This is a genomic window from Amycolatopsis acidicola (genome assembly GCF_007713735.2).
Taxonomy (GTDB): domain Bacteria; phylum Actinomycetota; class Actinomycetes; order Mycobacteriales; family Pseudonocardiaceae; genus Amycolatopsis_E; species Amycolatopsis_E acidicola.
In genome coordinates, this window is the sequence record NZ_VMNW02000042.1 from 22476 (window position 1) to 37179 (window position 14704).

At 69.3% G+C, this 14704-nt stretch carries 13 protein-coding genes; 7 read left to right on the forward strand and 6 right to left on the reverse strand.

Features of this window, described 5'->3' with window-relative positions; translation table 11 throughout:
- The first annotated feature begins 1 nt into the window (after position 1).
- The 3 genes from FPZ12_RS25330 to FPZ12_RS25340 all read left to right on the forward strand — a co-directional run bounded on the left by FPZ12_RS25330 (position 2) and on the right by FPZ12_RS25340 (position 3315).
- Positions 2-1627 carry a CotH kinase family protein gene (locus FPZ12_RS25330; RefSeq protein ID WP_144758384.1) on the forward strand — a complete coding sequence of 542 codons (1626 nt, stop codon included), beginning with the start codon at positions 2-4 and terminating at the stop codon, positions 1625-1627.
- A gap of 74 nt (positions 1628-1701) precedes the next feature.
- Positions 1702-2319, forward strand: a complete 618-nt coding sequence (locus FPZ12_RS25335) for a DUF47 domain-containing protein (protein WP_144758382.1) — start codon at positions 1702-1704, stop codon at positions 2317-2319.
- Positions 2320-3315, forward strand: a complete 996-nt coding sequence (locus FPZ12_RS25340; RefSeq protein ID WP_144758380.1) for an inorganic phosphate transporter — start codon at positions 2320-2322, stop codon at positions 3313-3315.
- A gap of 736 nt (positions 3316-4051) precedes the next feature.
- Here the strand turns inward: FPZ12_RS25340 and FPZ12_RS25345 are convergent.
- Together FPZ12_RS25345 and FPZ12_RS25350 are read right to left on the reverse strand one after the other, a co-directional pair.
- Positions 4052-4813 carry a 3-hydroxyacyl-CoA dehydrogenase gene (locus FPZ12_RS25345; protein WP_144748873.1) on the reverse strand — a complete coding sequence of 254 codons (762 nt, stop codon included), beginning with the start codon at positions 4811-4813 and terminating at the stop codon, positions 4052-4054.
- Entirely contained in the window at positions 4810-5790 is a 981-nt protein-coding gene (locus FPZ12_RS25350; RefSeq protein WP_144748874.1) for an NAD(P)H-dependent flavin oxidoreductase, read from the reverse strand. Before FPZ12_RS25350 ends, FPZ12_RS25345 begins: the two co-directional genes overlap by 4 nt.
- A gap of 129 nt (positions 5791-5919) precedes the next feature.
- On the opposite strand from FPZ12_RS25350, the gene FPZ12_RS25355 reads away from it, so the two are divergent.
- On the forward strand, positions 5920-7086 hold the full coding sequence (locus tag FPZ12_RS25355; RefSeq protein WP_144748875.1) for an acetyl-CoA C-acyltransferase: 1167 nt from the start codon (positions 5920-5922) through the stop codon (positions 7084-7086).
- A gap of 43 nt (positions 7087-7129) precedes the next feature.
- Here FPZ12_RS25355 and FPZ12_RS25360 read toward each other — a convergent pair whose 3' ends face one another.
- Positions 7130-8716, reverse strand: coding sequence for an FAD-dependent oxidoreductase (locus FPZ12_RS25360; RefSeq protein WP_144748876.1), 1587 nt, complete (start codon positions 8714-8716; stop codon positions 7130-7132).
- Between the two features lie 98 nt (positions 8717-8814).
- On the opposite strand from FPZ12_RS25360, the gene FPZ12_RS25365 reads away from it, so the two are divergent.
- Both FPZ12_RS25365 and FPZ12_RS25370 read left to right on the forward strand, forming a co-directional pair.
- The gene (locus FPZ12_RS25365) at positions 8815-10050 is read left to right on the forward strand and encodes a cytochrome P450 (RefSeq protein ID WP_144748877.1); all 1236 of its coding nucleotides are present in this window, start codon (positions 8815-8817) and stop codon (positions 10048-10050) included.
- Between the two features lie 78 nt (positions 10051-10128).
- A complete protein-coding gene (locus tag FPZ12_RS25370; RefSeq protein ID WP_144748878.1) occupies positions 10129-10971 on the forward strand; it encodes a FadR/GntR family transcriptional regulator in 843 nt (280 codons plus the stop codon).
- A gap of 26 nt (positions 10972-10997) precedes the next feature.
- Here the strand turns inward: FPZ12_RS25370 and FPZ12_RS25375 are convergent, their stop codons facing one another.
- Genes FPZ12_RS25375 through FPZ12_RS25385 form a run of 3 tightly spaced genes read right to left on the reverse strand, consistent with a single transcriptional unit; the run spans position 10998 to position 13857 of the window.
- On the reverse strand, positions 10998-12107 hold the full coding sequence (locus FPZ12_RS25375; RefSeq protein ID WP_144748879.1) for an acyl-CoA dehydrogenase family protein: 1110 nt from the start codon (positions 12105-12107) through the stop codon (positions 10998-11000).
- On the reverse strand, positions 12104-13030 hold the full coding sequence (locus FPZ12_RS25380) for an acyl-CoA dehydrogenase family protein (protein ID WP_166462902.1): 927 nt from the start codon (positions 13028-13030) through the stop codon (positions 12104-12106). Before FPZ12_RS25380 ends, FPZ12_RS25375 begins: the two co-directional genes overlap by 4 nt.
- Complete coding sequence (locus tag FPZ12_RS25385) at positions 13027-13857, reverse strand: enoyl-CoA hydratase/isomerase family protein (protein WP_243770020.1); 831 nt, start codon at positions 13855-13857, stop codon at positions 13027-13029. The genes FPZ12_RS25380 and FPZ12_RS25385 overlap by 4 nt, the downstream gene beginning before the upstream one ends.
- A gap of 71 nt (positions 13858-13928) precedes the next feature.
- On the opposite strand from FPZ12_RS25385, the gene FPZ12_RS25390 reads away from it, so the two are divergent.
- Entirely contained in the window at positions 13929-14696 is a 768-nt protein-coding gene (locus FPZ12_RS25390; RefSeq protein WP_144748881.1) for an SDR family NAD(P)-dependent oxidoreductase, read from the forward strand.
- The last annotated feature ends 8 nt before the right edge of the window (positions 14697-14704 follow it).

Below are 14704 nucleotides of genomic sequence, written 5' to 3' on the forward strand. Positions count from 1 at the left end.
CATGACCTCCGCGCCGAAGAAGCGGCTGCGCCACCGCATCCCGGTCCGGCTACGGCACTACTGGAAGCTCGTCGCCGGCACCATCGCCTTCGTCGCCGTGCTCGCCGGGGTGTTCGGCACGGGCATGATCCGCCCGTACTCCTCCTCGGCGGCGCAGGCGGAACCCGTCGTGGTCACCGAGGACATCGCCGGGACCAAGGACCTGTTCGACACCACCGTCGCGCACGACGTCAAGATCGACTACAGCGAAGCCAACTACCAGAAGATGCTGAAGGAGTACTTCGACAGCGGCGAAAAGGACTACATCCCGGCCACCGTCACCATCGACGGCACCAGGATCGACAACGTCGGCATCCGGCTCAAGGGCAACTCGACACTGTCGTCGCTGACCTGGAACGGGCAGCGGCGGGAAAGCGGGATCGGCGGCGGCAACCGGCCGGGCGGCGGCCAGCCGCCCCAGGGGATGCAGCTTCCGCAGGGCGCGGGTCAGGGCCAGCCCGGCGGCCAGGCGGGCGGCCAGCCCGGTGGTCAGGCGGGCGGCATGATGGGCGGCGCGATGAACGTCGACCTCAAGGCCGAGGAACCCGAGAACCTGCCCTGGCTGATCAACTTCGACGAGTACGTCGAGGGCCGCCGCTACCAGGGCCACACGCAGATCTCGGTCCGCCCCGGCACCAGCGAATCGGGCGCGCAGCTCAACGAGTCGCTGGCGATCTCGATGGTCGACGCCTCCGGCGAACCCGCTCAGCGCTACACCTACAGCGGGGTCACGGTGAACGACCGGGAGTCGGCGCCGCGGCTGCTCGTCGAGTACCTGGACGAGGGTTACGCCGACGACCTCGGCAACGGCGTGCTGTACAAGTCGCTGGCCACCGGGCAGTTCAGCTACCAGGGCGACGACCAGACCGAGTACACCGACGACTTCAAGCAGATCAACGAGGTCGGCGGAACGGATCTGCAGCCCGTGATCGACCTGATCAAATGGGTCGAGCAGTCCTCGGACCAGGAGTTCGCCAACGGCCTCGCGCAACGGCTCGACGTAGAGTCGTTCGCGAAGTACCTGGCGCTGCAGAACATCGTCATGAACTTCGACGACATCTCGGGGCCGGGCAAGAACTACTACCTCTGGTACGACGAGGACACGAAGAAGTTCAAGGTCATCAGCTGGGACATGAACCTCGCCTTCAGCGGCGACGCCGACGCCGGCCCGCACGACACCCAGAGCATGAGCGCCATGATGGGCGGCCGCGGGCAGCAGGCAGGCCAGGCCCAGGGTGGTCAGGGGCAGCCTGGCCAGGCGCAGGCGGGAATGCAGCTGCCGCAAGGCATGCAGCCGCCGGACGGTGCCCAGGGCGGCGGCATGGGCGGGCTGTCCGGGAACAAGCTCAAAGAGCGGTTCCTGGCGAGCGACGCGTTCAAGGGCGTCTACGAAAAGGCGTACCGCGAGGTGTACCAGGACGTGCTCGCCGGCGGGCACGCCGAGGACACGCTGAACAAGATCGTGGCCTCCTACAAGCTCAACGCCAACCCGAAGAGCAGCGTCGACTCCGAAGCCGACACTCTCCGGAAGACGTTGCAGCAGCGGAACACGGCGCTCGCGAACGACGAGGTCGTCCGCGGCAGCTGAGCCCGGTCGTGGTGGGCCGGCCCGGAAAACCGGCCCACCACCACGCTTCTCCCCAACCCACCGAGGGGTTTCCCGTGCGATTCTCCGTCCTGCCCACCGACACCGCGTTCTACGACATGTTCGGCAGGTCCGCCGACCACCTCGTCACCGGCGCGCGGCTGCTCACCGAAATGCTCGACAGCGGCAACGATCGCGCCGCCACGGCACGCAAGATCAAGGACGTCGAACACGACTGCGACGACGTCACCCACGAAATCGTCCGCCGCGTGAACTCCACGTTCGTCACCCCGTTCGACCGCGAGGACATCTACCAGCTCACCAGCAGGCTCGACGACGTCATGGACAACATGGAGGCGGCGGCCGACTACATCCATCTCTACGACATCCGGGAACTGCCTCCGGGGGTGCCCGACCAGGTGGAAGTCCTCCGGCACGCGGCGGATCTGACCGCGGCGGCGATGCCGAAGCTGCGGGGGATGCGGGATCTCGAGGAGTACTGGATCGAGGTCAACCGGCTGGAAAACGTCGGCGACGACATCTACCGCAAAAGCCTGGCCAACCTGTTCTCCGGCGAATACGACACGCTCACCGTGATGCGGTTGCGGGACGTGGTGGAAGAGCTGGAGGCCGCGGTCGACTCGTTCGAGAAGGTGGCGAACATCGTCGAGCAGATCGCGCTCAAGGAGTCCTGAGTGGACCTCGCGCTCGTCATCGCGGTCGTCGTGATCGCGCTCGCCTTCGACTACACCAACGGTTTCCACGACGCGGCCAACGCGATCGCCACCTCCGTCTCCACCCGCGCGCTCACCCCGAAGATCGCGCTGCTGCTCGCCGCCGTGCTGAACCTGGCGGGCGCGCTGGTGTCCGAAGGGGTCGCGAGCACGATCGGCAGCGGCATCATCACGCCGCCGGAAACCGAGCACGGGATGGTGATCGTCCTTTCCGGACTGCTCGGCGCCATCACCTGGAACCTCATCACGTGGTGGCTCGGGCTGCCGTCCTCGTCCTCGCACGCGCTGATCGGCGGGCTCATCGGCGCGGGCATCGCCGGTGCGGTGACCGTGCACTGGTCGGTGATCATCGGGAAGGTGCTCGTCCCGATGGTGATCTCGCCGCTGATCGGGTTCGGGCTGGCTTACGGGGTGATGGTCGGGATCTCGTGGCTGTTCCGCCGGGCCTCGCCCCACCGCGTGCAGCGGGGATTCCGGACGGGACAGTCGTTTTCGGCCGCGGCGCTCGCTTTCGGGCACGGCCTGCAGGACGCGCAGAAGACGATGGGCGTCATCGTGCTGGCACTCACGACGGCCGGACTGCACAGCGGCCACGACGTCCCGCTGTGGGTCAAACTCGCCGCGGCCGGGGCGATTTCGCTGGGTACGTATTCCGGTGGCTGGCGCATCATGCGCACCCTCGGCCGCCGCGTGATCAAACTCGACCCGGTGCGCGGTTTCGCCGCCGACTCCACGGCTTCGGGCGTGCTGTACGTGATGGCGCTCGGCCTGCAGGCGCCGGTTTCCACGACGCACACGATCAGCTCCGCGATCATGGGCGTCGGCGCGACCCGCAGGCTGTCCGCCGTGCGGTGGGGAGTCGCCGGGAACATCGTCAGCGCCTGGGTCCTGACCAGCCCCGCGACGGCCATCATCGCGGGGCTGGTGTACCTGGTCGCTTCCCTCTGGCTCGGGTGAGCGTCGGGCCCCAGCCGCGCCGTACGGGCGGCGGTCCGCACAGGCGGGCGGGCAGTCTGCGCCAGCAGACGCCCGCCCGGAGTTGGGTGGTCATCCCGTCGCCTGCCCTGGCCCTCATCACTTCGGCCCGGGCCCGCAACCTCTGCTGGGTCCGGCGCCCGAGAACACAAAGCTTGCGGGCCCGGGGTGAAGTGATACCGCTACCGCAGGCGACGGGATGACCACCCGACTCCCCCAACCCAGCCACGCTGGGAGTTAAGCGTGTCTGCAAAACCCCTGTCATCCCGGAGCCAGCCCGTCCGGCGAGGACATTCTTTTTGCTTTTCCCCTCGGCTTTTTGGGCTCGATGCGGCCTGAGGCAGCAACGGACGCGCGCAGGGCGCGCTGTGTGCACCCCTCCGCCGCCCCGATCCGGAAGTGTTCGCGATCTCGGCACCGCGTCAAGGCGGGAAAGATGCCTTGACCCGGCACCAAGATCGCAAGGGACAGCTGGGGATCGGAGCGGCGGAGGGGTGTGGCCGTCGGGTGTTCCCGGCTTTCGTTGCCGGGTGACATTTGGCGCCGGGTGGTCGTCGGGACGGCTCGCTTCGCGTTGCCGACCGGCGGTTGACGGGGCGAGGCTGGCGGGACGGCTCGCTTCGCGTTGCCGGGTGGCGGTTGCGCGGTGGGAAGCGGGGGCGAGGTGGGCCTCCGCTTTCGTTCCCGGGAAACGGCCGGTCACCGCCGGCCGGGTTTCCTACCTCGGTGCCATCCGGATCGCGCCGTCCAGCCTGATCGTTTCGCCGTTGAGCATGGGGTTCTCCGCGATGTGCCTGGCCAGCGCCGCGTACTCCGTGGGGTCGCCGAGCCGCGACGGGTGCGGCACCTGTGCGCCCAGCGAAGCGATCGCCTCATCCGACAACGTCGCGAACAGCGGTGTGTGGAACAGGCCCGGCGCGATCGTCACGACGCGGATCTTCAGGCTCGCCAGGTCCCGCGCGATCGGCAAGGTCATGCCGACGATCCCGCCCTTCGACGCGGAATACGCGGCCTGTCCGACCTGGCCATCGTAAGCCGCGACCGAGGCGGTGTTCACGATGACACCACGCTCCTCCCCGACCGGCTCCGCGTGCGAGATCCGTTCCGCGGCAAGGCGGATCACGTTGAAGGTGCCGATGAGATTGACGTTGACGACCTTCGCGAAGTCCGGCAGGGGGAACACGCCCTTCTTGCCGACCGTCTTGATCGCGTTGCCGATCCCGGCGCAGTTCACCGCGATCCGCAACGGGCCCAGTTCCGCGGCCTTGTCCAGCGCGGCCGTCACCTGCTCTTCGTCGGTGACGTCCGCCGCGGCGAACACGACGCCGTCGCCCAGTTCCTTCGCGACCGTCTCGCCCTGTGACGAAGGCAGGTCGACGATCGCCACCCGCGCGCCGTGGGCGAGCAGCTCCTTGGCCGTCGCCAGGCCAAGGCCGGACGCACCGCCGGTCACCAGCGCGACCGTGTCTTCGATGTTCACTTCCCACTCCTCACTGTTGCGGCGAGGCGACCTTCGATCAGCTCGCCCGCCTCGGTCACGATCCGCGAAATCAGCTCGGCGACGGTCGGGACGTCGCGGATGAGGCCCTGCACCATCCCCGCCGTCCACACGCCGAGGTCGAGATCCCCGGTCTCGAACACCTGGCGCCCACGCGCACCCGCCACGAGTTCCCGCACGTCTTCGAACTTCCCGCCATTGTCCAAAATGGACACGACCTCGCTCGACACCGCGTTCCGCGACACGCGGGCGGTATTACGCAGGGGACGGAAGATCAGCTCGGTCTCCCGCTCGCCTGCTTCGACGAGCCGGCGCTTGACATTGTCGTGCACCGGGGATTCCCGCGTCGCCAGGAACCGCGTGCCCATGTTGATCCCGTCCGCGCCCAGCGCCAGCGCCGCCACCAGACCACGCGCGTCGGCGAAACCGCCGGAAGCGAGCATCGGGATGGTGATCCGCTCGGCCGCCGCGGGAATCAGCACCAGGCCCGGGATGTCGTCCTCCCCGGGATGCCCCGCGCATTCGAAGCCGTCGATCGAAATCCCGTCCACGCCCAGGGTTTGCGCCTTCACCGCATGCCGCACGCTGGTGCACTTGTGCAGCACCTTCACCCCGCCCGCACGGAACGCGGGCAAATGCTCGGCCGGGTTGAAGCCCGCCGTTTCCACCACGGGGACGCCGGATTCCACGATCACGTCACGATATTCACCATACGGCGGCGGGTTGATCGACGGGAGGATCGTCAGGTTCACGCCGAACGGCTTGTCCGTCAGCTCACGGCAGCGGACGATCTCCTTCGCCAGCGCCTCGGGCGTGGGCTGGGTCAGCGCGGTGAGGAAACCGAGACCGCCCGCGTTGGCGACCGCGGAAACCAGCTCCGCGCGGCCGACCCATTGCATCCCGCCTTGCACGATGGGGTGTTCGACGCCGAAGACGTCACAGAACTTCGTCCGCACCATCGGGCACTCCTTTCCGGTAAGTACACAGTGGACAGTGAGCTAGGCGACCCTTGACAATTCCACCGGGGATTCGCGATCGTCGATGAACTCTGTGGCAGGTCCGCCACGAAATCCCAAGGAGGACGAGAAATGACCGACGCCGTCATCGTCGACGCGGTGCGCACCGCTTCGGGCAAGGGGAAACCGGGCGGGCAGCTCTCCGGATTCCACCCGGCCGCCCTGCTGTCCGACGTCCTGTCCGCGCTCGTGGACCGCACCGGCATCGACCCCGCGCTGATCGACGACGTGATCGGCGGCTGCGTGGGCCAGGCCGGGGAACAGGCCGTCAACATCACGCGCAGCGCGGTACTCGGCGCCGGGCTGCCGGAGCACATTCCCGCCACGACGATCGACCGCCAGTGCGGGTCCAGCCAGCAGGCCGCGCATTTCGCCGCGCAGGGCGTGCTCGCGGGCGCGTACGACGTGGCGATCGCCTGCGGCGTCGAGCTGATGAGCAAGGTGCCGATCGGCACGGCACCGATGGGGCAGGACCCGTTCGGGCCCGCCGTCGCCGCCCGCTACCCGGAAGGCCTGGTCAACCAAGGGGTTTCGGCCGAGCTGATCGCGGCGCGCTGGAAGCTCGACCGCGCCGCGCTCGACGAGTACTCCGCCCGTTCCCACGCCCGCGCGGCCGCGACCATCGCCGCCGGGGGCTTCGACAACGAGATCGTGCCGATCGGCTCGGTCGCCCAGGACGAGACGGTGCGGCCGAGCACCACGGCCGAAGGGCTCTCGGCGCTCAAACCGTCCTTTCGCGACGAACGGCTTTCGGCCCGGTTCCCGGAGATCGACTGGAAGATCACCCCTGGCAACTCCTCGCCCCTGACCGACGGCGCCTCCGCCGTGCTCATCATGAGCGAGGACAAGGCGAACAGCCTCGGGCTGCGGCCGAAGGCCCGCTTCCACACGTTCGCCGTCACCGGCAGCGACCCGCTGTTCATGCTCACCGGCGTGCTCCCGGCCACCCGCAAGGCGCTGGACCGGTCCGGGCTGGCGATCGACGCGATCGACGCCTACGAGGTGAACGAGGCCTTCGCGCCGGTGCCGCTGGTGTGGCAGCAGGAGTTCGGGGCCGACCCGGACAGGCTGAACCCACGCGGCGGGGCCATCGCGCTCGGCCACGCGCTCGGGGCTTCGGGCACGCGCCTGCTCACCACGCTGCTCAACCACCTCGAAGCCACGGGCGGCCGTTACGGCCTGCAGACCATGTGCGAGGGCGGCGGGATGGCCAACGCCACGATCATCGAACGGCTCTGAGCCCGGCCCGGCCGGCGTCCGCCCGGACGCCGGCCGGAGTCGCTTACCGTCCACTCGCGACCGTCAGCATCTCTTGTTTGGTCACGATCTTCAGCCGCGGGCGCCCGGACTCCGCGCCACGCTCGCGTTCGGTTTCGTCGATGCGCCGCCACCCGTCGAAGCCGACGGCGCCCGGGACGCGTCCGGCCATCAGCGCGGCGAACTCTTCCCTGGTGTGCAGGGGTTTCACGAGCCTGCCGGAGACGAAGTCCTCCAGCAGCCCGGCCACCGACTCCTCCGCGCACACCTTGTTGCTGCCGATCACGCCGGTGGGCCCGCGTTTCACCCAGCCCGTGCAGTAGACGCCCGCGACGGGCTCGCCCGTTTCCGGTTCCAGTACACGGCCGCGTTCGTTCGGCAGGATTCCCTTGTCGGCGTTGAAAGGCAGCCCGGCGAGCGGCTGCGACGAGAACCCGATGGCACGCACCACAAGCGAGGCCGCCAGCTCACCCTGCCCCGCCAGCGTGATGCTCTCCACCCGGTCCGTCCCGTTCAGCGCCTCCGGCACGGACCGGAACCGCAGGTCGATCCGCTTGCCTCCGCTGGGCTCGCGCGCCGCTTCCGTCAGCACCCGGAACCGGCGGTCGCCGGGATCCAGGTGCTCGAGGTCTTCGGGCGGGCAGGTGACGGTCAGCTCGACGCCGGGCAGCTTCGCCAGCTCTTCGAGTTCCCCCGCGCTGCAGGCGATCGACTCCGGTCCGCGCCTGCCGACGATGACCACCTCGCGGATGTTGCTGTCCCGCAACGCCTGCAACGCGGGCTCGGCGATGTCCGTGCGAGCCAGGGTTTCCGGGTCCCGCATCAGGATCCGCGCGACGTCCAGCGCCACGTTGCCGGTCCCGATGACCACGGCGCGTTCCCCGGAGAGATCCACGACGTCACCGGAGTGGTCGGGATGCCCGTTGTACCAGGCCACGAAGTCCTTGGCGCCGTGGGAGCCCGGCAGGTCCTCGCCCTCGATGCCGAGCCGGCGGTCGTCCTGCGCGCCGGTCGCGACGATGACCGCGTGGTGGTGCTCCAGCAGTTCCGCGACCGTGACGTCGGTGCCGACGTGCACGTTGAAGTAACAGTCCACATTGGAGCGCGACAGCACGGAGGCGAACCGGTCCGCGATCAGCTTGGTGCGCGGGTGATCGGGCGCGACGCCCGAACGCACGAGGCCGAACGGCGCGGGCTGACGGTCCAGCACTGTGACGTGCGTCCCCCTGTTCGTGGCCAGTTCCGTGGCGGCGTAACAGGCCGCGGGCCCGGTGCCGATCACCGCCACCCGCAGTTCCTCGGCCGCTTCGGGCAACCTCGGCCGGACGTGCCGCACCGGGATCCGGTCATAGTCCGCTCCGGACGCGAAGTGCGCGGCGTTGACGTCCAGGTATCCCGAAAGCTCCGCCGGCAGGTCGTGGTCCGGGTGGATCGCGTCCACCGGGCACTCCTCGACGCAGGCGCCGCAGTCGATGCAGACCGCCGGGTCGATGTAGAGCTGCTCGGCCGTTTCGAACTCCGGGTCACCCGGCCGGGGCCGGATGCACTGGACCGGGCAGACGGCCACGCACGAGGCGTCGCGGCAACAGCCTTGGGAGATAACGAAGGTCATCCGTGTCGTGCCTCCTCGCACTCAGTCTCAACATAGTAATCTTTGCTAAGATAAGGCACAATGGTCCCCGTCGGCGCGGACGGAAGGGAAGCGGCACGATGAAGACGAAGAAGGAGCTCGCGGTCGAGTTCGACCACCACTCGCCGGACTTCAACCGTGATCCGGTGCCGGAGCTCACCGCGCTGCGGCAGAAGTGCCCGCTCGGGTACACCGCCAGCCACGACGGTTACTGGGTGGCCACCACCTACGACAACGCGCGCCGCGTGCTGTCCGAGCCGGAGAACTTCACCGTCGAGCGCAGCGCGGACGGCCTGCGCGGCGGGAAGCTGATCCCGTCGGCGCCGCACGCGCCGCTGATCCTCCCCGGCGCGCTGGACGGCCCGCCGCACGACAGGCTGCGTGACCCGCTGCGCCGGTTCTTCCTGCGCCCGAACGTGGAAGCCCACATGGCCGAAGCGGTCACCGGGTTCGTCGCGGAGCTCCTCGCCACGCTGCGCGACCGCGACGAGTTCGAGTTCGCCTCCGAGTTCAGCTTCGAGCTGACCGTGCGCACGATCTTCCGGCTCGTCGGCCTCGACGACGAGATCGAGGACAAGGGCGAGTTCATCCGGATGCTGGAGGACGCGTTCGCCATCGACCCCGAGGCAGGCTCGGACCGCGACTCGGTGGCGCAGGTGACCTCCTCGCGGTTCCTCGAAGCGGAAGCGCTGGTCAAGAGCGTGGTCGTGGCCAGGAAAGTGGCGCCCACCGAGGACCTGATCGGCATCATGGTGGCCGCGGAACCGGAGCTGACCGTCGACGAGATCGTGTCGCTGACGCTGTCGCTGGTGCTCGGCGGGGTCCGCACCACCGCGGCGACGCTGGAAAACGTGGTCTGGCATCTGGACCAGGACCGGAAGCTGCGCGAAGAGCTGCGCGCCGACCCGGCCCGGATCCCGCGGGTGATCGACGAGCTGGTGCGCTACTACCCCGCCACGCCGGTGGTCGCGAGGACGGCGGTGCGGGACGTGGAACTGGACGGGGCACTGATCCACGAGGGCGATCGCATCGCCGCGGTCATCCCGTCGGCGAACCTCGACGAGGACCGGTTCCCCTGCGCGGAGCGGATCGACCCCGACCGCCGTGACGGGCCGCCGCTGACGTTCGGCGCCGGAATCCACTTCTGCATGGGGATCTGGCTCGCCAAGATGGAGCTCCGCCTCGCGGTGGCCGGCCTGCTGGCCGAAATGCCGGACTACGAGGTGGACCGGGCGGCGTCCCGGCGGTTCGAGAAGCTGGGCGTGAACAACGGCTGGGCACGGCTCGTCGTGCGGCCCCGGACTGGCACACTTTGAGCGTGGCGGGCACGGGTCACCGCGTAATACCGATAAACTTGACAATGTTTTTCGCTTGAACCGAGTTGGGAGCCGTTCATGCTCGACCATCTGGACCGGCCGCGACGCGCGCGCGTGCAGCCGCGGCTCGCCGAGATGATCGCGTCCGAACTCCGCGAGCAGATCCTCAACGGCGCGTACGGCGACTCCATGCTGCCCAAGCAGGAAGACCTGATCGCCCAGTTCGGGGTGAGCGCGCCGCCGATGCGGGAGGCGCTGCGCATCCTCGAGGTCGACGGGCTGATCACGGTGCGCCGCGGCAAGGTCGGCGGGGCGGTGATCCACCGGCCGGACGGCGGTTCGGTCGCGCATTCGCTGGGCATGACGCTGCAGGGCGAGCGGGTCCGCCTCAGCGACCTCGCCGACACGGTGCTGCAGCTGGAACCGCTGTGCGCGGCGGGCTGCGCCCGGATGGCCGACCGCGCGACGGTGCTGCAGCCGCTCATCGAGGCGAACCTGGCCGAGACCGAGGCGGCCATCGGTGACGGGCTCGTGTTCACCCACACCTCCCGTCTCTTCCACGACCTGATCGTGGCGCACGTGCCGGAGGCCACGATGGGCCTCGTCGTGCGCAGCGTCGTCGCGGTGTGGACGGCACAGGAAGAGACGTGGGCGCACGAAGTGTCCGAGGCGGGGCGCTACCCCAACCGCCGTGAGCAGCGCACCGCGCTCAACGCGCACAAGCGGATCGCCGAGTCGATCCTCAAGGGTGACGCGGGCGAGGCGGAGCGCATCGCCCGCGCCCACGCGAAGGCCCTGCAGAAGCGGGTGCTCGCGGAGTTCGGCAACCGTGTCGTGGACGCCTCCTCGCCCCGCGCGCTGCGCGGGTTGCGCGACGTCACCGAGCGTCAGACGGATCTGCACGTCTACCAGCAGGACTGACCGGCGGGGCCGGCCCGCCCCGGTGTTCATCGGGGCAGGCCGAGCACCCGCTGCGCCAGGATGTTCAGCTGGATCTGTTCGGAACCGCCGTAGATGGAGGCGGCGCGGGAGTACAGGTAGCGCCGCAGCCACGGCGAAGTCGTCTCGCCCAGCAACGCGGCCGGCCCGAGCAGCTTGACCGCCGCCTCGTGCAGGGCCTGGTCGACCTCGGTCATCAGCAGTTTGTCCACGGACATCTCCGGCCCGGGCGGGGCGTCCGAATCGTCCCGCTCGCCGAGCCGCCGGCCGACGTGCTGGCTCAGCACCCGGTACAGCACCTCGACGCGGCCCAGTTCGCGGCGCACCAGCGGGTCGCCGGGACGGCGTCGCGCCAGCTCCCCGCGCAGCTCGTGCAGGGTGGCGCCGAACTTGGACAGGTAACCGACGTCGGCCGCGCCCCGCTCGTAGGCGACGGTCATCATCGCGATGCCCCAGCCGTCACCCTCGGCACCGACACGGTTCCCGGCCGGCACCTCGACCTCGTCGAGAAAGATCTCGGAGAACTCGGACTCGTCGGTGATCGCGCGGATCGGGCGGACCTCCACGCCGGGTGAGCGCAGCGGCACGATGAACGCGGAGATCCCCTTGTGGCGCCCGTCGGCGGGGCCGGTGCGGGCCAGCAGCAGGCAGTAGTCCGCGTAGTCACCGTAGGTGGTCCAGACCTTTTGGCCGGTGATCCGGTACGTGTCGCCGTCGAGGACGGCGCGCGCCGCGATCCCGGCCAGGTCGGAGCCGGCGTTCGGCTCGCTGAAGCCCTGGCACCAGTAGTCGGCGCCGCTGAGCAGGCCGGGCAGGTACCGCTCCCGCTGTTCCTCGGTGCCCCACTGCAGGAGCGCGCGGCCGAGGTAGCCGATACGGGGCGCGTCCGGCGCGCCGTACTCGCCGACCTCCTCGTTGAGGACCACGTCGTAGATGTTCCCGAGGCCCTGGCCGCCGTACTCGCGGGGCCAGGACAGCCCGACCCAGCCGCCTTCGAACAGGGTCTGGTGCCAGCGCTTGAGGAACAGCGCGTGCGGCTCGTCCGGCTCGGGCGTGATCACGTTCGTGTCCAGCCAGGCCCGCAACCGCGCGCGGAACTCCGCGATCTCGTCGGTCATCGTCCGGCTCCTTCCAGCTCGTCGTGCAGCAGCCCGTACAGGTCGTCGGCGGTGCCGAACAGGGCGGCGTCGGCGACCACGCGGCGCAGGTGCAGGTGGGCGGGGAACTCCCAGGTGATCGCGACACCGCCGAAGACCTGGATCGAGGCTTCGACGACGGACACGGCCGCTTCCGAGGCGTACGCCTTGGCCACGGCCGCGGCGGTGTGAGGATCTTCGCCCGTGTCGATCGCGTGCGCGGCGTGCGCGAGGGTGCTGCGGATGGCTTCCAGTTCGGTGAACGCGCGGGCGAGAATGTGTTGCACCGCTTGGAAAGAGCCGATGGCGCGGCCGAACTGCACGCGCTGCTTCGCGTACTCGACGGCCTGGGTGAACAGGCCCTCGGCGGCGCCGAGCAGGTCCGCCGTGACGAGCAGGCGCGCGAAGTCCTGCCAATGGCGCAGCTGCGACTCCCGGAGCCCGGCGCCGAGCCCGCGCACGAGGTCACCGCGCTCGGCGACGCCGCGGGTGAAGTCCCCGGCCTCGACCGGATCGCCCAGTTTGACCAGTGCCAGTTCGGCGTTGTCGAGGGTGACGGCGTGGGTCAGGGAAGCTGTGTCCCAGCCGACGCTGCCACCCAGTGAGCCGAGCCCGCTGCCCAGCACGACGGTGGCGGGCTCGTCCACCTCGGCGTCCGCGAGCCGCAACGCCTCGGCCGCGAGCAGCGAGCCGATCAGCGGCGCGCCACAGACCACTTTGGACAGTTCGGTCACCACGAGCGCGGTCTGGGTCACGGTCGCCATCGGGTCACCGCCGTCGCCGACGTCGCGCAGCGCGGAGAACCCGGTGTCGGTGAGGGCCTTCCAGCAGCTGTCGTGCGTGTCGCCCTGGCATTTCCCGGCGATTTCCGCGGCCGTCCGTGCCAGCAGTTCGTCTTCGTTCATCGTGTCCACCATTTCGCCGGCTTCGCGCTCTTGCGGTCGAGTCCCTCGGCACCCAGTGGATTGCCGACCTGCGTGTACATCAGCGCGGTGTCGAGGGCCTGCGCGCGGGTACGGTCCAGCGACTGCCACATCGCCTTGACCGTGCCCTGCACCGCCGCGGCGGGCTGTGAGGCGATGGCCTCGGCGAGTTTCAGCGCGTGGTCGTGCAGTTCGTCGCGCGGCACGATCTCCGTGACCAGGCCCGCGGATTTCGCCGTCTCGGCGGTCATGCGCTCGTAAAGGCCGAGCAGCGCCATCCGCAGGGTCTCCGAGAAGTGCATACGGTAGGACAGCGCGATCGGCTCGAGCGCGGCGACCATGCCGTAGGTCACGTGCGGGTCGAAGAACGTGGCTTCCGGGCTGCACACCACGATGTCGCATTCGGTGATCCAGTAGAACGCCCCGCCCGCGCACATCCCCTGCACCGCGGCGACGACCGGCTTCCACACCCCGTTGCGCTTCGGACTCAGCTGGTGCCCGGGATCTTCCTTCTCGTCCCACGGCGCGTCCTTGTCCAGCCACGGGCTGTCGGAGTTTCCGGTGCGCTCGGTGACGTCCAGCCCGGTGGAGAACGCCTTGTCCCCGGCCGCGCGCAACACCACCGCCTTGACCGAAGGATCCTCGCGGACCTCCGTCCACAAGCGAGCGAAGTCCGCGCGCATGGCTTCGTTGAACGCGTTCAGCACTTCGGGACGGTTCAGCGTGACGATCGCGACGCCGGTCTCGGTGCGCTCGGTCAGAATCGTCCGGTAGGGGTGCCCGGTCATGGAACCCTCGTCTTTCAGCACGGGTTGATACGGTAGCTTATCTTGTATATCTTTACAAACATTAACGTCGTCGACGACAGGAGCGGACCGCCATGCCCACCGCACAGGATCTCTTTTCCCTGCAAGGGAAATCGGTGCTGCTGACCGGCGCCACGGTGGGGCTCGGCCGCCGGTTCGCCGAAACTCTCGCCGAGGCCGGAGCGAAGGTCGCCATCGTCGGCCGCCGCGCCGAGCTGCTGGCGGAGATCGCGGAGAAGAACCCCGGCTGCGTCCCCGTCCCGGCCGACCTCTCGAACCCCTCCGTGGTACCGGGGCTGGTCGAGAAGGCCGTTTCCGAGGTCGGCGAGATCGACGTGCTCATCAACAACGCCGCGTACATCGCGGGCGGGGTGCGGGCCGAGGACGAGACGCCCGACGACATCGACACCACGCTCAACGTGAACCTGGTCTCGCCGATCCGGCTGACCCAGGCCGTCTTCCCCTCGATGGCCGAACGCGGCCGCGGTTCGGTCATCAACGTCACCTCGATCGTCGCTCGCGCGGGCATCGCCCGGTTCCCGCAGGCCACCTACGCCGCGTCCAAGGGCGGGCTGGAGTCGATCACCCGGGAATGGGCCGCGCAGTGGGCGCGCCACGGGATCCGGGTGAACGCGATCGCGCCCGGCTTCTTCTACAGCGAGATGACCACCGAAGTCCTCGGCCACCAGAAGGTCCAGGACTGGGTCCGCTCCAACACCCTCATCCCGCGTGCCGGCGAACCCGCCGACTTCGACGGCGCCCTGCTGTACCTCGCCAGCGACGCCAGCGGGTACGTGACAGGGCAGACCATCGTCGTCGACGGCGGCTGGACGGCACACTAGGGCGGACA

Coding starts and splice junctions, on each gene's coding strand:
- FPZ12_RS25330 (WP_144758384.1), top strand. CDS start 2: ATGACCTCCGCGCCGAAGAAGCGGCTGCGCCACCGCATCCCGGTCCGG.
- FPZ12_RS25350 (WP_144748874.1), bottom strand. CDS start 5,790: ATGGTGCGGACGAAGTTCTGTGACGTCTTCGGCGTCGAACACCCCATC.
- FPZ12_RS25355 (WP_144748875.1), top strand. CDS start 5,920: ATGACCGACGCCGTCATCGTCGACGCGGTGCGCACCGCTTCGGGCAAG.
- FPZ12_RS25360 (WP_144748876.1), bottom strand. CDS start 8,716: ATGACCTTCGTTATCTCCCAAGGCTGTTGCCGCGACGCCTCGTGCGTG.
- FPZ12_RS25365 (WP_144748877.1), top strand. CDS start 8,815: ATGAAGACGAAGAAGGAGCTCGCGGTCGAGTTCGACCACCACTCGCCG.
- FPZ12_RS25370 (WP_144748878.1), top strand. CDS start 10,129: ATGCTCGACCATCTGGACCGGCCGCGACGCGCGCGCGTGCAGCCGCGG.
- FPZ12_RS25375 (WP_144748879.1), bottom strand. CDS start 12,107: ATGACCGACGAGATCGCGGAGTTCCGCGCGCGGTTGCGGGCCTGGCTG.
- FPZ12_RS25380 (WP_166462902.1), bottom strand. CDS start 13,030: ATGAACGAAGACGAACTGCTGGCACGGACGGCCGCGGAAATCGCCGGG.
- FPZ12_RS25390 (WP_144748881.1), top strand. CDS start 13,929: ATGCCCACCGCACAGGATCTCTTTTCCCTGCAAGGGAAATCGGTGCTG.